The following is a 15930-nucleotide window of genomic DNA, read 5'->3' as shown; positions in this document are numbered from 1 at the left end:
TGCCTCCTGGTCGATCGCTCTCAGCCCTGTGCGGTGGGCCCGCCGGGGACGCTCGTCCCGAAGCCACCGGTAGAACCGTAACCCCCCGCGCCACGACTGGACCCGGGGAGTTCATCGACCTCGACGAACCTGGCGTGCTCGAAGCGCTGCACCACCAGCTGGGCTATCCGGTCACCGCGTCGCAGCTCGACCGGCTCGCCCGGGTCGTGGTTGACCAGGAGCACCTTGATCTCCCCACGGTACCCGGCGTCCACGGTGCCGGGCGTGTTCACGATCGAGACCCCGTGCCGGGCGGCGAGGCCCGAGCGCGGGTGGATCAGTGCCACGTGCCCGGGCGGCAGCGCCAGGGCGATCCCGGTCGGCACCAGGGCCCGCTCGCCGGGGGCGAGCACGAGGTCGACGGTGGAGCACAGGTCGGCGCCGGCGTCGCCGGGGTGCGCATAGGCGGGCAGGGGCAGGTCCGGGTCCAGTCGCAGCACGGGGACGTCGAGCGGCACGGGCGAGGGGGCGTCGGTCACGGCGCAGGAGACTACCGGGGTCCCCCGTCGCCTCGGTGTTCGTCGGCGCCGCCTAGGCTGGCCCCGTGGAGTACGACGAGCGTCTGCGCGTGCCGCTGCGGTGGTGGGTGCAGGGAACCATGCTGATCGCCAGTCTCTGGCTCGCCGTCGTCGTCGCGGTGCCTGCCACCCCGGCCGGGTTCGCCACCTCCGGCGCAGTCACCGCGGTCGCCCTGGCGGCGATGGTCGGCCTCTTCTCCTCGCTCGCGGCCCGGGTCACCGTGGCCGACGGGGTGCTGACCGCCGGGAAGGCCCACATCAGCGTGACCCACCTGGGCCGGGCCGAGGCTCTGGACGCAGACCGGGCCCGCGCCGTCGCCGGCCCGGAGGCCGATGCCCGGGCGTTCCTGCTGCTGCGCCCCTACCTCAAGACCGCGGTGCGGGTCGAGCTCACCGACCCGGCCGACCCCACGCCGTACTGGTTGATCCACACCCGGCACCCGCAGCACCTGGTCGCGGCCCTGGAGCGAGCCGCCGCGGCCGTCCCGCATGCCTGATCCCACCGCTGGGTAGGGTTCTGGGAGACCCCCAGGAGGACCCATGGCATCGAGCAAGTTCTGGACCGTCTTCTCCCTCGGCTCCGCGATCGCCGCGGCGGCCGTGGCCAAGAAGGCGCTGAACACCTCGTGGCGCGCCGCCACGGGCAAGAACCCGCCCGCCAACCCGGCGGACCCCGACGTCGACCTGTGGGAGGCCGTCGCATGGGCCGCCGTGAGCGGCACCGCCATCGGCCTGGCCCGGATGCTCGCCACCCGCAAGGCGGCGAACTACTACGCCAAGTCGACCGGGCACCTGCCGCCCGAGCTGAAGAAGGACGGCCAGCACAAGGACGCCGCACAGGTTCCCCAGTCCTGAGCTCCCGTCCTGAGCCCGGTCGCTGACCGAGCCCCGAACGCGCTCAGGCCCCGCAGACGGCAGAAGGCCGCGACCCCCGGGTCGCGGCCTTCGTCGTCTCGTCCTGCTGCCGAGTCCCGCCGGCGGCTGGTGCCGCCGCGCGCGGGACGCGGTGCTCAGATGCAGTCGCGGCAGATCATCTTCTTCTCGTCCGCCAGCTGGCTGCGGTGGTGCACCAGGAAGCAGCTCATGCAGGTGAACTCGTCCTCCTGCTTGGGCTTGACCTCGACGGCAAGCTCCTCGTGGGAGAGGTCCGCGCCGGGCAGCTCGAAGGACTCAGCCGCCTCCGTCTCGTCCTCGTCGACCTTCCCGGAGTTCTTGTCGTGACGCCGCGCCTTGAGCTCTTCGATGCTCTCTTCGCTCTGGTCTTCCTCGGTCTTGCGTGGTGCGTCGTAGTCGGTCGCCATCTGCCCTCTTCCAATCCCGAACCCGCGGGCTGACAGCCCTCGTTCTAGTGCTCTGCGCGCGCTGATTGTGCCCCATCGAGGGGGCCGGATCTCTACTGGCCCGGCCCGTGTCCCACGGTAGCCACGCGCGTGTTCGGCGCAACGGTCCTCAGTCCGCAGCTATTCCCGCCATCAGCCCCTGGATCCGGAGGCATTCGCGTGGTTCAGGAAGCCGGTGTGGACCAGAAGATCGACCAGCTCGTCCCACCCTTCGGCGGGTCCGGCCACCAGCACCTCGCGCGGGTCGGTACCCGGACTCCCGGCCGGCCCGGTGCCCGGCAACCGGGCGAACCTGCCGCCGGCCTCGGAGACCACCAGGGACCCCGCGGCCCAGTCCCACGGCTGGGGACCCTCCTCGACGTAGGCGTCGGCGATCCCCTCCGCGACGTGGCACAGGTCCAGGGCGCAGGAGCCCATCCGTCGTACGTCGCGCACCAGGGGCAGCAGTCGCGCCACGCAGGCGCCCTGGTGGGCGCGGACCTCGGGCAGGTAGCCGAACCCCGTGAGCACCAGCCGCTCCGCCACCGGCGCCGCCGGCCGCACCCGCAGCGGGACCCCGTCCCGGGTCGCGCCCTGCCCCAGCGCCGCGGCGTAGACCACGTCCCGGACGACGTCGACGACGGCGCCGGCGACCACCTGGCCGTCGACCTCGGCCGCGATCGAGACGGCGTACTCGGGGATTCCGTAGAGCAGGTTGACCGTGCCGTCGACCGGGTCCACGACCCAGCGCACGCCGGTGCTGCCGGCCCGCTCGCCCTCCTCCTCGCCGAGGACCGCGTCCCCGGGCCGCAGCTCCCCCAGCCGGGTGCGGACCAGCGCCTCGCTCGCCCGGTCGATCTCGGTGACCACGTCGACCCCGCTGGACTTGGTGGCAGCGACCGCCACGCCCTCGGCACGGGTCCGGCGCACCAGTGCCGCGGCCTCCGCCGCGACCCGGACCGCGACCTCGCGCAGCTCGCCGGGGGTCGCGCTCACTCCGGCATCCCGCACAGCGCCGGCCGCGGCCCGCGGGGGTTCGGGCAGCACCCCGGTGCGCAGAGGTCGCGCCAGGGGCCCAGGGAGCCGACGGCTGCGCGCTCCGGCTCCTCACCCCGCTCCACCGCGGCCCGCTCGACCAGCAGGTCGCGCACCATCGCGACGAACCGCGGGTCGACCCCCGGCGTGGCCGCCCGGACCGCGCGCAGGCCCAGGCGCTCCGCGGTCGCCATCGCCTCGGTGTCGAGGTCGTAGATGACCTCCATGTGGTCGGAGACGAAGCCGATGGGGATCATCACCACCGCCTTCACCCCCCGGGCGGCCAGGGCCTCCAGGTGGTCGTTGACGTCGGGCTCGAGCCACGGCACGTGCGGGGCGCCGGAGCGGGAGCAGTAGACGAGCTCGTGCGGGGGCCGGGTCCCGGTCTCCTGCCGGACCCGGTCGACGACCTCGGCCATCACGCTGCGGTGCTGCTGGACGTAGGCGTTGCCCTCGGGACCGGACGTCCGGGCCATCTCGGTGGGGATCGAGTGGGTGACGAAGACCAGCTCGACGCCGTCACGGTCGGTGTCGTCGAGCTCGGCCAGTGAGGCGAGGGTGGCGTCCACCACCGGCTCGACGAACCCGGGGTGGTTGAAGTACTGGCGGAGCCGGTCGAGCCGGGGGGCGCCCGGCACCTCGGCCACCGCGTCGGCGAGGTTCTCCCGGTACTGGCGGCACGAGGAGTACGAGGAGTACGCCGAGGTGGGCAGCACGGCCGCCCGGGTCACCCCGTCGGCCGCCATCTGGCGCAGCGTGTCCGCCAGGTAGGGGTCCCAGTTCCGGTTGCCCCAGTAGACCGGCAGGTCGATCCCGGCCCCCGCCAGGTCCTCGGCCAGCGCGGAGAGCAGCGCCCGGTTCTGGTCGTTGATCGGCGAGCGCCCGCCGAAGAGGAAGTAGTGCTGACCCACCTCCTCGAGCCGCTCGCGGGGGATCCCGCGGCCGCGGGTGACGTTCTCCAGGAACGGCACCACGTCCTCGGGCTTCTCGGGGCCGCCGAAGGAGAGCAGCAGCAGGGCGTCGAAGGGGGCGACATCCGGGGGGGAAACCTGGCTCATGTCCGCCATCGTAGGCAGGCCTAGGCTGCGAGACGATGATGGATTCCTACCGCCGCGTCCTGCGCCACCCGGGAGCCCTGCGGTTCTCCGTGGCGGCCCTGGTGGCACGACTGCCGATCTCGATGGTCGGGGTGGGCATCGTGCTCCTGGTCCAGGCCGAGACCGGCTCCTACGGGGTGGCCGGCACCGTGTCGGCGGCCTACGTCCTCGCGCAGGCCGCCGCGGCGATGCTGCAGGGCCGCCTCCTGGACAGCCTGGGTCAGGCCGTCGTCCTCTCCGCGGCCGTCTCCGGCTTCGGGGTCGCGCTGTCGTTGATGATGCTGTCGGTCGAGCAGGAGTGGCCGCGGACGCTGACCTACGTGTTCGCCGCCCTGGCCGGCGCCTCCCTGCCCCAGGTCGGGGCGAGCGTGCGCGCCCGGTGGTCCCACCAGCTGCACCGACCGCACGAGGTGCAGACCGCGTTCGCGCTCGAGTCGGTGCTGGACGAGGTGGTCTTCGCCGTCGGACCGGTGCTGATCACCACCCTGGCCAGCCTCTGGCACCCGGTGGCGGGGCTCTCGGTGGCGCTGGCCGTGGGCGTGGTGGGGACCGCGGCGTACGCCGGGCAGCGCTCGACCCAGCCGCCCCCGCGAGGGCGCCGGCGGGCGCTGACGCACTCCCCCATGCCCTGGTCGGTGATCGGCCCGCTGGCCGTCGTGAGTCTCGCCCAGGGCACGGTCTTCGGGGCCGCCGAGGTGGTGATCATCGCCTTCGCCGACGAGCAGCGGGTCCCCGCCGCCGCCGGCCTGCTGCTGGCCTGCTGGGCGGTGGGCAGCCTGGTCGCCGGACTGGTCACGGGCGCGGTGGCCTGGCGCCGCCCGCCTGTCTTCCGCGTGCGGCTGGGGATGCTCGCGCTCACCCTGACCATGGTGCCCACGGCGGTCGTCGCCGCGGTCGGCTCCGTGCCGGCGATGGCGCTGGTCATGCTGGTCGGCGGCCTGGCGATCGCCCCCACGCTGATCGCCACCCTCTCGATGGCCGAGCAGGCCGCCCCGAAGGACCGGCTGACCGAGTCGCTCTCCATCCTGCACACGGGGCTGACCGCCGGGGTGGCGCCGGGCTCCGCGATCGCCGGGTTCGTGGTCGACCACTACTCCGTCTCCGCGGCGTTCCTGGTGGCGGTCGTCGCCGGCGCCGCCGGCACGGTGGCGGCGCTGCTCACCGGGCGCACCGCCGCGCCGCCGCGCCAGCCGCACCCCCACGCCTGAGCCCACTAGCCTGACCGCCATGACCGCGACGGCCGGATGGACGAACTGGGCCGGGCTCGAGCGCACCCGCCCCACGCAGGTGCTCGTCCCCGAGCAGACGTCGGAGATCGTCACCGCCGTCGAGCGAGCGCGAGCGAGGCGCACGCCGGTCAAGATGGTCGGCACCGGCCACAGCTTCACCGGCATCGCCGCCCCCGAGCACACCCTGCTGCGGCCCGACCGGCTGCGCGGCGTCGTCTCCCTGGACCGGGACGCCGGCACCGTCACGGCCCTGGCCGGCACCCCGCTCAAGGAGCTCAACCGCACGCTGGAGCTGCTCGGCCTCTCGCTGCACAACATGGGCGACATCGCCGAGCAGACCCTGGCCGGCGCCGTCTCGACCGGCACCCACGGCAGCGGCGGGCACGCCGCCGGGCTGGCCGCGCAGCTCGCCGGGCTCGAGCTGGTCACCGGCACCGGCGAGGTGCTGGACAGCGACCAGGAGCCGGCACTGCTGGACCTGGCCAGGATCGGCCTCGGTGCGCTCGGGGTGCTCACCACGCTGACGTTCCGGGTCGAGCCGCTGTTCCTGCTGCGGGCCGAGGAGCGGCCGGTGCGCTGGGACGAGCTGCTGGCCACCCACGACGAGCTCGTCGAGCGCCACGACCACGTCGACGTGCACTGGTTCCCGCACACCGACGGCGCCCTGCTCAAGGCCAACACCCGGCTGGCCGACCCGGTCTCCGCCGCCGAGCCGCTGCCCGGCTGGCAGCACCGGCTCGACGACGACCTGCTCTCCAACCGGCTCTTCGGCGTGCTGGCCGCCGCGGGAGCGCACTGGCCCGCGTCGGTCCCGTCGATCAACCGGGTGGCCTCCCGGGCGCTCTCGGCCCGGACCTACTCCGACGTGGCGCACCGGGTCTTCGTCTCCACCCGGACCGTGCGCTTCCGCGAGATGGAGTACGCCGTGCCCCGGGAGGCGGGTCTGGCGGCTCTGCGGGAAGCGCGCCGGGTGATCGACGCCCACGACTGGCGGATCGGGTTCCCGGTCGAGATCCGCTCGGCGCCGGCCGACGACGTCCCCCTGTCCACGGCGTACGGCCAGGGGGTCTGCTACCTGGCCTTCCACGTGCCCCGCAGCGTGGACCACACCGAGTACTTCCGCGCCATGGAGGAGGTGGTGCTCGCCCACGGTGGCCGGCCGCACTGGGGGAAGCTGCACTCGCTGGACGCCGACCGGCTCGCGCTGCTGCATCCCCGGTTCGAGGAGTTCCTCGTCCTGCGCGACCGGCTGGATCCCGACCGGCTGTTCACCAACGCCTACCTGCGCCGGGTGCTGGGCGACTAGACGCCGGCCTACTCGACGCTGGCCTACTAGACGCTGGCGGACCCGCGCGGCATCGGTGCCTGCCACGACCGCCAGATCGCCAGCAACCGCCAGACCAGGCAGGTGCCGGCGGCCAAGGGGACCACCAGCCACCAGCCCTGGTCGAGCCGGGTCGCCACCACCGCCACCGCGGCGCCGGCCAGCGCGGGCGTCGCGTAGAGCTCGCCGCGGAAGACGATCGGGACGCGTCCCGCGAGCACGTCGCGGGTCACTCCCCCGCCGATGGCCGTGACCATTCCCATCAGCGCCGCGGGCACGGGCCCCAGGCCGTACTCGAGCGCCTTCACGGCCCCGGTGACGCAGAAGAGCGCCAGGCCGAAGGCGTCGAAGACGTTGATCGGCCGCTCCAGGCGCCCGATCGTCGGGTGGAAGACGAAGACGACGAGGCCCGCCACGACGGGGACCAGGAGGTAGCGCCAGTCGGTCAAGGTGGCTGGCGGGGCGGCACCGATCAGGACGTCGCGCAGGAAGCCGCCGCCCAGGCCGGTCGCCCCGGAGAGCACCAGCACCCCGAAGACGTCGAGGCCCTTGCGCACTCCCAGCAGCGCTCCGGAGATGGCGAAGACGAAGATCCCGACGAGGTCCAGGACCACGAAGACGGTCGCGCTCGCCCCGGTCATGGTCACGGACCCACGCTAGCCGCAAGCAGGCGCGCGGCCGCGCGCCGGACCCGATGGGCGCGTGGTCGCCCGGCGCGGGTGCGCGCTGGCGTAGGCTCGGCACACCGGAAGAGCTGCCCCGGCACGTCCGGGGCCTGACAGGGGCAGGAGCAGAGCGGCGATGGCACACCTCAAGCTCGTCGGACTCAGCGGTGACCGCACGCGGTTGCTCCTGGTCGACGACGCAGGTGTCGAGCACACCCTCGCTGTCGACGCCGCCCTCCGGTCCGCTCTGCGCGGTGAGGACCCACGCCCCGGCCAGTTGGAGATTCGAATGGAAAGCGCCATCCGCCCGCGAGACATCCAGGCCCGCATCCGTGCCGGCGAGAGCCCCCAGTCCGTGGCCGAGGCCGCGCAGAGCACGGTGGAGAAGATCATGCCGTACGCCGCGCCCGTGCTCGCCGAGCGCGCGCACGTGGCCGAGCGGGCCCAGCGCTCCTCGGTCCGCCGTCGCTCCTCGGAGGGCTCCGGGTCGCTCGGTGGCGGCCGCACCCTGGAGGAGACGGTCACCGCTCACCTGCGCGGCCAGAACGTCGACCCCGGCTCGGTCGACTGGGACGCGTACCGGCGCGAGGACGGCCGCTGGACGCTCACCGGGGTCTTCTCCTCCCCCGGCCGGACCGGCACCGCGACCTTCACCTTCGACATCCCCGGCAACTACGTGACCGTGGAGGACGACGACGCCCGCTGGCTGGTCGGCGAGCTCGCACCCCGGCCTGCGCGCGCCGAGGAGCCGGTCGCCCCTGCCGGCACTCCCCGGCGGCGCCTCTCCGCGGTCCCGGCCGAGGAGCTGCCGCTCGGTGAGGACGCGATCGAGATGCTGGCCGGCGGCCGCACCGAGCCGGCACGGCCCGAGGAGGAGACCGCCGACCTCAGCGAGGCTCTGCCGGTCGAGGCGTTCCTCGACGCACGCCCCGACGACCAGGCGGCTCCGGCGGACCGGACCGCCTCCCAGCGCGACCAGGGCCAGCAGCGCGACCAGGACGAGTCTCCCGAGCCGGCCCAGGAGGAGAAGCCCAGCAAGGACGCTGCTCCGCGTCGCCCGGTGCGGAAGAACCGGGGCCGCGCCTCGGTGCCGAGCTGGGACGAGATCATGTTCGGGGGAGGCACCGGCGACTGAGGCCGCGCCGACCGTGCGGATCACCTCGCTGCGGGTCCATCCCGTCAAGAGCACGGCCGTCCGCCCGGTGGCCAGCGCCCAGCTCCAGCTCCGGGGCCTCGCGGGCGACCGCGACTGGGTCGTGGTGGACGCCGACGGCACCGTCGTGACCGCGCGCGAGCTGCACGCGCTCCTGGGCGTCGTCGCGGACACCCCCGGCACCGACCCGGAGCTGGCCTCGGACCTACGGCTGCGGCACCCTGCCCTGCCCGACCTGCACCTGGCCCACCCGACGGGTTCCCGGGTCCGGGTCGGCCTGTTCGCGCACGAGCTCACCGGGGTGGCTGCCGGTCCGGAGGCCCACGCGTGGCTGCGTGCGGCCCTGGGCCGCGACGACCTGCGTCTGGTCTGGTGCGACGACCCGACCCGCCGCCGGCTGAACCCGCTCCACTCCGAGCCCGGCGACCACACGGCCTACGCCGACGGCTACCCGCTCACCGTGGCCTCCGAGGCCTCGCTGGCGCGACTCGACCAGTGGGTGCGCGAAGAGGCTCGGGCGCGCGGAGAAGAGCCGCCCGCGCCCCTGCCGATGGACCGGTTCCGGCCCAACCTGGTGGTGGACGGGGACGAGCCCTTCACCGAGGACCACTGGCTGCGCGTCCGCGTGGGCGACGTCGTGCTCCGCCGGGCCAAGCCCACGGACCGCTGCGTGATCACGACCATCGACCCCGCCACCCTGCGCACCGGCAAGGAGCCGCTGCGCACCCTGGCCCGGCACCGGCGCCACGAGGGGAAGACCCTGTTCGCCGTCCACCTGATCCCGGAGACCACCGGCACCGTGTCGGTGGGCGACGGGGTCGAGGTCATCGCTCGACAGGACGCGTCGGGTCGGTGACCCACTCGCTCCAGCTGCCGGGGTAGAGCGCCGCGGAGACGCCGGCCACCTCGAGGGCGAGCACGTCGTGGGCCGCGGTGACCCCGGACCCGCAGTAGACGCTGACCCGCGCACCCGGGACCGCCCCCACCACCCCGTACAGCGCGGCGAGCTGCTCGGACGGCCGGAACCGTCCGGAGACGTCGAGGTTGGTCTCGGTGGGCACGTTGACGGCGCCGGGCACGTGCCCCGCCACCGGGTCGATGGGCTCCACCTCGCCCCGATAGCGCTCCGGCGCCCGCGCGTCGATCAGGACGTCGACGCCGGAGAGCTCCTCGGCCTCGACGTGCGGCATGCCGTCGGAGCCGCCGGCGACCGTGAAGTCGCCGGGCTCCGGGGGCTCCTCGCCACCGGTGACCAGAGCCCCGCCGCGGGCGCGCCAGGCGGCCAGTCCCCCGTCGAGCACCTGCACGTCCCGGTGTCCGTGCAGCCGCAGCAGCCACCAGGCGCGGGCCGCCGCCCGCCCCTGCCAGTCGTCGAGGACCACCACCGGCCGGCCGTCGCTCACCCCGGCCCGCCTCATCGCGTCCTGGAAGAGGCCCGGGTCGGGCAGCGGGTGACGACCGCCCTGGCCGGGCGGGGCAGCGAGCTCGCTGTCCAGGTCGACGTACGCCGCTCCGGGCACGTGGCCCGCCCGGAAGGCAGCCAGGCCGGTCTCGTCCGGCGGGGCCCCGGTGCGGTAGCGGACGTCGAGGACCGTCACCGCCCCGAGCAGGGTCGCCAGCTCCCCGGCCGAGACGAGCGGGCTCACACCGCGCGGCCCTTCGGCGCGTTCTCCGCCGTCATCGCGGGGTCACGGACGACGACGTCGCCGAGGGCCTCGTCGATCGCCGTCATCGCCTCCGCCGGCAGGGTGACCCCGGCCGCCGCGACGTTCTCGTGCACCTGCTCGGGGCGCGAGGCGCCGACGAGTGCCGAGGCCACGTTGTCGTTCTGCAGCACCCAGGCGACCGCGAGCTGGGACATGGTCAGGTCGAGGGACTCCGCGATCGGGCGCAGCCCCTGGACGGCGGTCAGGGTCCGGTCGTCCATGAACCGCTGGATCATCTGGGCCCCGCCCTTCTCGTCGGTGGCCCGCGAGCCGGCCGGCGGCGCCTGACCAGGCTGGTACTTCCCGGTGAGCACGCCCTGGGCGATCGGCGACCAGACGATCTGGGAGATGCCCAGCTCGCGGCTGGCCGGGACCACCTCGTCCTCGATGACCCGCCACAGCATCGAGTACTGCGGCTGGCTGGAGATCAGCTGGAACCCCAGCTCCTTGGCCAGCGCGGCGCCGGCGCGCAGCTGGTCGGCGGTCCACTCGCTCACCCCGATGTAGAGCGCCTTGCCGGCCCGGACGATGTCGGCGAAGGCCTGCATGGTCTCCTCCAACGGCGTCTCGGTGTCGTACCGGTGCGCCTGGTAGAGGTCGACGTAGTCGGTCTGCAGTCGCTCCAGGGACCCGTCGATCGACTCCATGATGTGCTTGCGCGAGAGCCCGGTGTCGTTGTGCCCCTTGGGGCCGGTGGGCCAGTAGACCTTGGTGAAGATCTCCAGCGACTGGCGCCGCTCCCCCTTCAGCGCCTCGCCCAGCACGGTCTCCGCCGCGGTGTTGGCGTAGACGTCGGCGGTGTCGAAGGTGGTGATCCCCACGTCCAGCGCGGCACGGACGCACTCGCGCGCCACGTCGTTCTCGACCTGGGACCCGTGGGTCAGCCAGTTGCCGTAGGTGATCTCGGAGATCTTGAGCCCGCTATTTCCCAGGTACCTGAATTCCATGCCGCGACGCTACTCCCGGCCGCAACCGGGCGGCGGCACCCGGGTGGGACCGGTGGCGCCGGTGCCGGGTCTGCGTGGCAGGATCGTGCCCCGTGGCGGAACTGCACTTCTTCACCGGGACCATGGACTCTGGCAAGAGCACCCTGGCGCTCCAGACGAACCACAACCACGCCACCCGCGGACGGGTGGGGCGCATCTTCACCGCCCACGACCGCGGCGGTCAGGCCGTGCTCTCCAGCCGCCTGGGGCTGACCCACGAGGCCCTCGAGGTCGCCCCGGACTTCGACTTCTGGAAGTACGTCGTCCAGGTGCTCACCCAGGGCGGACGGATCGACTACCTGATCTGCGACGAGGCCCAGTTCTACACCCCCGAGCAGGTCGACCAGCTGGCCAAGGTGGTCGACGAGCTGCAGATCGACGTCTTCGCCTTCGGCATCCTCACCGACTTCCGCACGGTGCTCTTCCCGGGCTCCGCGCGCCTGGTGGAGCTCGCCGACCGGATGAACGTCCTGCAGGTCGAGGCCCTGTGCTGGTGCGGCAAGCGGGCCACCCACAACGCGCGGACCGAGAACGGCGTGATGGTCGTCGAGGGCGAGGTCGTGGTGGTCGGTGACGTCGAGGCCGCCGACGAGCCCCCGGCGGACGTCGCCTACGAGGTGCTCTGCCGCCAGCACCACCGGCGCAGGCTCACCGCGGCCCGGGCCAAGGCGGTCAGCCTGGCCCCGGAGCCGCTGCCGTTCGGCTGATCGCCCCCCACCCGCACGCGGCCGGCTCCCGGCGTCGGGCGCGGCCCGGCAGGAGGACTCGGGCCCGAGCAGCCCGGGACCTCCGGCCTTATCCGCTCGGCTGGGGCACGCCTACGTTCCAGGGAGACCAGTCCGACGTGGGAGGCGAGCCCGGCCCGTCGCCCGCCTGAGCGCGGGAGCAGTCGATGACCGCAGGCACGACCGAGGAGCCGCAGAAGCTCGACCGTCGGGTGATCGAGATCGGGGGCGTGCTCATCGCCGGCATGCTCATGCCGGTGCTGGACAGCACCATCGTCAACGTCGCCCTCGACTCGCTGAGCCGGGACCTGGACGCCTCCCTCCCCGACACCCAGTGGGTGGTCACCGGCTACCTGCTGTCCGTCGCCATCGTCATCCCGATCACCGGCTGGGCGATGGACCGCTTCGGCTCCAAGCGGACCTGGGTGACCGCGGTGACGCTGTTCGCGTTGGGCTCCGCGCTCTGCGCCACGGCGTGGTCGATCGAGTCGCTCATCGCCTTCCGCATCCTCCAAGGGCTCGGCGGGGGCATGCTGCTGCCGGCCGGTCAGGCGATGCTCGCGCGGGCGGCGGGACCGGCCAACATGGGACGGGCGATGACGATCCTGGGGGTCCCGATGCTGATCGGGCCGATCCTGGGACCCGTGCTCGGTGGACTGCTCGTGGAGTACGGCAGCTGGCACTGGATCTTCCTGGTCAACGTGCCGGTCGGCGTGCTCGCCGTGGCGCTCGCCCTGTGGCGTCTGCCGGGCGAGCGCGATCTCTACGACCCGGGACGGCTCGACACGCTGGGGCTGGCCCTGCTGTCCCTGAGCCTCGCCAGCCTGCTCTACGGGCTCTCCGAGGCGAGCTCCAAGGGCGGCTTCGGGGAGCCCACGGTGCTCTGGCCGCTCGCCGGCGGAGTGGTCGGCCTGGGCCTCTACACCTGGCACAGCCTGGCCGCCGGAGCCCGCTCGATCATCGACGTGCGGCTGCTCGGCGACCGGCTCTTCGCCAGCGGGGCGCTCGCGCTCTTCCTGACCGCCATCGGGCTGTTCGGCGGCATGCTCCTGCTGCCCCTCTACTACCAGACGGTGCGCGGCGAGGGCGCCCTGGACGCCGGCCTGCTCCTGGTCCCGCAGGGGCTCGGTGCGATCATCTCGATGGTCGTCGCCGGGCGGCTCACCGACCGCCTCGGCGCCGGGTACGTCGTGCCGGTGGGCGTGGCGCTGGCCATGCTCGGGACCCTGCCGTTCACCCAGCTCGACATCGACACCTCCTACGTCTGGCTCAGCTGCGCACTCTTCGTCCGCGGCATGGGTCTGGGGGCGATCATGATGCCGACCATCTCCTCGGCCTACCAGCACCTGAGCAAGGACCGCGTCTCCCGGGCCTCGCCCACGCTCTCGGCGATCCAGCAGGTCGGCGCCTCGCTGGGCAGCGCCCTGCTGGTCACGGTGCTCACGCGGCAGTTCGCCGACCGCATGGGCGCAGAAGGCGTCAGCAGCCAGGGCGGCGGCGCCGACAAGATCAGCTCGCTGTCGCCGCGGGCGCGCCAGGTCGTCGGGCCCGAGCTCGCGGACGCCTACGGCTCGGCCTTCTGGGTCGCCTTCGCGCTGACCGCGCTGATCCTGGTCCCCGCGTTCTTCCTGCCCCGCCTCAAGCGTGGCGAACGCGGCAAGGCCGGCCGGTCCGGTGCGCCTGCTCAGGAGGCGGGCCAGGACCAGTCGCCGCCACCGAGCTGAGCGCGGCGGCACGCCCAGCCCTCAGACCAGCAGCAGCGGGATCCGCATCTCGTCGGGGGTCAGGGAGCCGTGCAGCCCGACCATCTGGTTCTCGTACGGGAAGTCGGCAGTGGAGATGATCGCGGCGTCCCCTCGGCAGGCGGCTACGACGTCGCCGATCCGCGGTAGCACGGACGGCTGGATCGCCCCCAGCCAGCCCGACGCGACCACCTCGTCGCGGGTCAGCACCTGCGCACGATCCCCCAGGACCTCCCGCCAGGTGGCAGCGACGTCCTCCACCGCCCCGCGGGCGCAGTAGACGTGCCGGAACCGTGCCTCGCCGCCGAGCAGGGTCACCCCCGAGCGGAGCTCCAGGCGGTCGTCCAGGTCGATCCGCGACGCCGGCGGGCTGTCGACCATCCCGTGGTCGGCGATCACCAGCATCCGCACGTGTCCCGGCAGGGCCTCGCGCATCTGCTCCGCCTCGGCGTCGACCATCGCCAGCTGCTGGAGCCACTGGGTCGAGGCCACCCCGAACTTGTGGCCGGTCCAGTCCAGGTCGGCGTCGTAGACGTAGGTGAGCGAGGGTCGGACCGCCGACGCGGCCTGGACCGCGGCGATCCGCTCTCCCACCCGGTCGGCGCCGACGTACTCGGCGCCCCGGTGGGCGGCCTGGGTCAGGCCGCTGGTGACGAAGTCGCGCTTGTTCACCACGGTCACCGAGACTCCGGCGGCGCTCATCCGGGCGAACGCGGTGGGGTGGGGCTGCCACTCCCGCGGGTCGACCCCGGAGTCCCAGGTGAGGCCGTTGAGAAGTCGGTCGGTCCCCGGGATCCGCGAGGTGTAGCCGACCAGGCCGTGCGCACCGGGCGGCAGGCCGGTGCCGAACGAGGTGAGGCTGGTGGCCGTGGTGGAGGGCACGGTCGCCGATCCGACGGAGTCACGGCCGACGAGCGAGGCGAGGAAGGGCGCCGCGTGCTCGTAGCGCCGGAGCAGCTCCGCGCCGAGACCGTCGACCAGGAAGACGACGTACGCCGGGGCGGGCGGCAGGACCAGCGCGACGCCGCCCTCGCCCGGGGAACCGCCCAGGGGCGCGCCCAGGGACCTGGCGACCGCGGGCACCACGTCGCTGAGCGTGCGCGAGCCGTACTCGGGAGCGAGGAACCCCTCGGGCGTCATGCGCCCCGGGTCCGCGCGGAGAGCTCCTCGGCGAACTCCAGCAGCCCGGTGACCGCGTCCCGGCCCTCGGCGGCCGCGGAGACCCGCAGGGAGAAGTCGTCGCCGGCCAGCACCCCGGTGTAGCCGTGGTCGGCGTCGCACTGGGGGTCGGCGCAGCTGGCGGGCTCCAGGTCGATCCGGGAGACCCCGCCCCACCCGATGGTGAGCACCGCCTCGGCCGCCGGGGCGGGCCCGGAGCTGGGGTTGGTGACCATTCGGGTGACGACCACCGAACGGATCGAGGAGAGCGTGATCGCCTCGGTGGACGTCGAGGTGTGCGGCTCCGGGAGCAGGTCGTCGCCGGGGTGCTCGTCGGTGTGCGCCAGCAGCAGCCTCGTGGGGGTCAGCACCACCACGGTGAGATGGCGGCGCACCTCGTCGCGCTCGAAGGTCGGCTCGTGGTGGACGTAGAAGGCCGAGACCCGCTCGCCGCCGAGGGCGGCGAAGACGCCGTCGCTGACCACCTCCGGGTAGTAGCCGGTCCGCTCGATCGCCTGCCGCAACCGGCGACCGTGGTCCTTCTCGTCCGTGGTGTGACCAGGGGTCCTGCTCCGCATGGGAGGCAGTCTGTCATGCCGCTCAGAAGACATACCCGAACGCCTCGAGGTCGTCCGCGAAGACCTCCGCGACCCGGTCGCGCATCAGCGGGGTGAACTCGGTGCGGTAGTCCCGCGGCGGGGCGGCGTTGTTGCGCGGGATGGCCGCGGGCGCGTCCAGGCCCAGGTGCAGCATCACCCGGCGTACGTCGTCGTCGAAGCTCTCCGTCCGGCCGACGAAGTCCGCCTGCCGGGTGGGCGTACGCAGGTAGGCGACCTGGGGGGTGCGCAGCCGCTTCCAGTCGTCGGGGCCCTTGAGCACGAAGGCCTCGAAGTCCGGGTAGTTCCGGGCCACCCCGGCCATGAACCCTCCGCCGGTGAGGAACCCCTGCGCCTTCGGCGATCCCTTGTCGGCCAGCCTGCGGAAGCGCTGCACCATCCCGTACCAGGAGAGCAGCCGGGCCCACGGGTTGCGCACGAACCCGACGGTCCAGTAGTCGGCCAGGCCCGGCTCGGCGCGCAGGATCCGGTCGAGCCGGGCGTGCCGGCTCAACCCGTCGAGGGTGCGGACCTCGGGCAGCTGCGGACGCAGCAGGTGCTCCACGCTGACACCGCCGGTCTTCTGCACGTGCACGAAGAGGAAGCGGTGAGCGTCGCAGACCAGCACGCGGCGATCC

18 protein-coding genes are annotated in these 15930 nt (G+C 73.5%); 8 read left to right on the top strand and 10 right to left on the bottom strand.

Annotation, left to right across the window (positions count from 1 at the left end):
- Positions 1-20: 20 nt before the first annotated feature.
- Positions 21-518 carry a dUTP diphosphatase gene (gene dut / locus H8838_RS08820; RefSeq protein ID WP_181310733.1) on the bottom strand — a complete coding sequence of 166 codons (498 nt, stop codon included), beginning with the start codon at positions 516-518 and terminating at the stop codon, positions 21-23.
- 65 nt (positions 519-583) lie between these two features.
- Between dut and H8838_RS08815 the strand changes: the two genes are divergently transcribed.
- Both H8838_RS08815 and H8838_RS08810 read left to right on the top strand, forming a co-directional pair.
- Entirely contained in the window at positions 584-1054 is a 471-nt protein-coding gene (locus tag H8838_RS08815) for a DUF3093 domain-containing protein (protein WP_181310732.1), read from the top strand.
- 43 nt (positions 1055-1097) lie between these two features.
- Positions 1098-1412, top strand: a complete 315-nt coding sequence (locus tag H8838_RS08810) for a DUF4235 domain-containing protein (protein WP_181310731.1) — start codon at positions 1098-1100, stop codon at positions 1410-1412.
- A 155-nt stretch (positions 1413-1567) separates the two neighbouring features.
- Here H8838_RS08810 and H8838_RS08805 read toward each other — a convergent pair whose 3' ends face one another.
- The 3 genes from H8838_RS08805 to H8838_RS08795 form a co-directional block, all read right to left on the bottom strand.
- The gene (locus tag H8838_RS08805) at positions 1568-1858 is read right to left on the bottom strand and encodes a DUF4193 domain-containing protein (protein ID WP_181310730.1); all 291 of its coding nucleotides are present in this window, start codon (positions 1856-1858) and stop codon (positions 1568-1570) included.
- Between the two features lie 171 nt (positions 1859-2029).
- A complete protein-coding gene (locus H8838_RS08800; protein WP_185994838.1) occupies positions 2030-2872 on the bottom strand; it encodes an inositol monophosphatase family protein in 843 nt (280 codons plus the stop codon).
- Positions 2869-3969 carry a ferrochelatase gene (locus H8838_RS08795; protein WP_181310728.1) on the bottom strand — a complete coding sequence of 367 codons (1101 nt, stop codon included), beginning with the start codon at positions 3967-3969 and terminating at the stop codon, positions 2869-2871. Before H8838_RS08795 ends, H8838_RS08800 begins: the two co-directional genes overlap by 4 nt.
- A 35-nt stretch (positions 3970-4004) precedes the next feature.
- On the opposite strand from H8838_RS08795, the gene H8838_RS08790 reads away from it, so the two are divergent.
- Complete coding sequence (locus tag H8838_RS08790; RefSeq protein ID WP_185994839.1) at positions 4005-5216, top strand: MFS transporter; 1212 nt, start codon at positions 4005-4007, stop codon at positions 5214-5216.
- Between the two features lie 19 nt (positions 5217-5235).
- Positions 5236-6543 (top strand): D-arabinono-1,4-lactone oxidase, encoded by a 1308-nt coding sequence (locus tag H8838_RS08785; RefSeq protein WP_185994840.1) that lies wholly within the window; start codon positions 5236-5238, stop codon positions 6541-6543.
- Between the two features lie 26 nt (positions 6544-6569).
- On the opposite strand, the gene H8838_RS08780 is transcribed toward H8838_RS08785, so the two are convergent.
- Complete coding sequence (locus H8838_RS08780) at positions 6570-7202, bottom strand: trimeric intracellular cation channel family protein (protein ID WP_181310886.1); 633 nt, start codon at positions 7200-7202, stop codon at positions 6570-6572.
- 160 nt (positions 7203-7362) lie between these two features.
- Here H8838_RS08780 and sepH point away from each other — a divergent pair, with 160 nt between their 5' ends.
- Together sepH and H8838_RS08770 are read left to right on the top strand one after the other, a co-directional pair.
- The gene (gene sepH / locus H8838_RS08775; RefSeq protein WP_185994841.1) at positions 7363-8361 is read left to right on the top strand and encodes a septation protein SepH; all 999 of its coding nucleotides are present in this window, start codon (positions 7363-7365) and stop codon (positions 8359-8361) included.
- A gap of 13 nt (positions 8362-8374) precedes the next feature.
- Positions 8375-9235, top strand: coding sequence for an MOSC domain-containing protein (locus H8838_RS08770; RefSeq protein WP_185994842.1), 861 nt, complete (start codon positions 8375-8377; stop codon positions 9233-9235).
- Here H8838_RS08770 and H8838_RS08765 read toward each other — a convergent pair.
- Complete coding sequence (locus tag H8838_RS08765; protein WP_185994843.1) at positions 9204-10025, bottom strand: sulfurtransferase; 822 nt, start codon at positions 10023-10025, stop codon at positions 9204-9206. The genes H8838_RS08770 and H8838_RS08765 overlap by 32 nt on opposite strands.
- Positions 10022-11032 (bottom strand): aldo/keto reductase family protein, encoded by a 1011-nt coding sequence (locus H8838_RS08760; RefSeq protein ID WP_181310722.1) that lies wholly within the window; start codon positions 11030-11032, stop codon positions 10022-10024. The genes H8838_RS08765 and H8838_RS08760 overlap by 4 nt, the downstream gene beginning before the upstream one ends.
- A gap of 92 nt (positions 11033-11124) precedes the next feature.
- On the opposite strand from H8838_RS08760, the gene H8838_RS08755 reads away from it, so the two are divergent.
- Positions 11125-11778 (top strand): thymidine kinase, encoded by a 654-nt coding sequence (locus tag H8838_RS08755; protein WP_185994844.1) that lies wholly within the window; start codon positions 11125-11127, stop codon positions 11776-11778.
- Between the two features lie 185 nt (positions 11779-11963).
- On the top strand, positions 11964-13520 hold the full coding sequence (locus H8838_RS08750) for an MDR family MFS transporter (RefSeq protein WP_185994845.1): 1557 nt from the start codon (positions 11964-11966) through the stop codon (positions 13518-13520).
- Positions 13521-13541: 21 nt separating this feature from the next.
- Here the strand turns inward: H8838_RS08750 and H8838_RS08745 are convergent, their stop codons facing one another.
- From H8838_RS08745 to H8838_RS08735, 3 genes are read right to left on the bottom strand one after another with little or no spacing between them, the layout of a single operon-like run.
- Entirely contained in the window at positions 13542-14678 is a 1137-nt protein-coding gene (locus H8838_RS08745) for an alkaline phosphatase family protein (protein ID WP_185994846.1), read from the bottom strand.
- Positions 14675-15274: a DUF5998 family protein gene (locus H8838_RS08740; protein ID WP_181310718.1), complete on the bottom strand. Its 600-nt coding sequence runs from the start codon at positions 15272-15274 to the stop codon at positions 14675-14677. Before H8838_RS08740 ends, H8838_RS08745 begins: the two co-directional genes overlap by 4 nt.
- A gap of 22 nt (positions 15275-15296) precedes the next feature.
- A complete protein-coding gene (locus H8838_RS08735; RefSeq protein ID WP_181310717.1) occupies positions 15297-15920 on the bottom strand; it encodes a sulfotransferase family 2 domain-containing protein in 624 nt (207 codons plus the stop codon).
- Positions 15921-15930 lie beyond the last annotated feature (10 nt).

Source organism: Nocardioides campestrisoli (assembly GCF_013624435.2).
Lineage (GTDB): Bacteria > Actinomycetota > Actinomycetes > Propionibacteriales > Nocardioidaceae > Nocardioides > Nocardioides campestrisoli.
The sequence above is the reverse complement of the archived record's forward strand: the minus strand, read 5'-3'. Positions and strand labels throughout refer to the sequence as shown.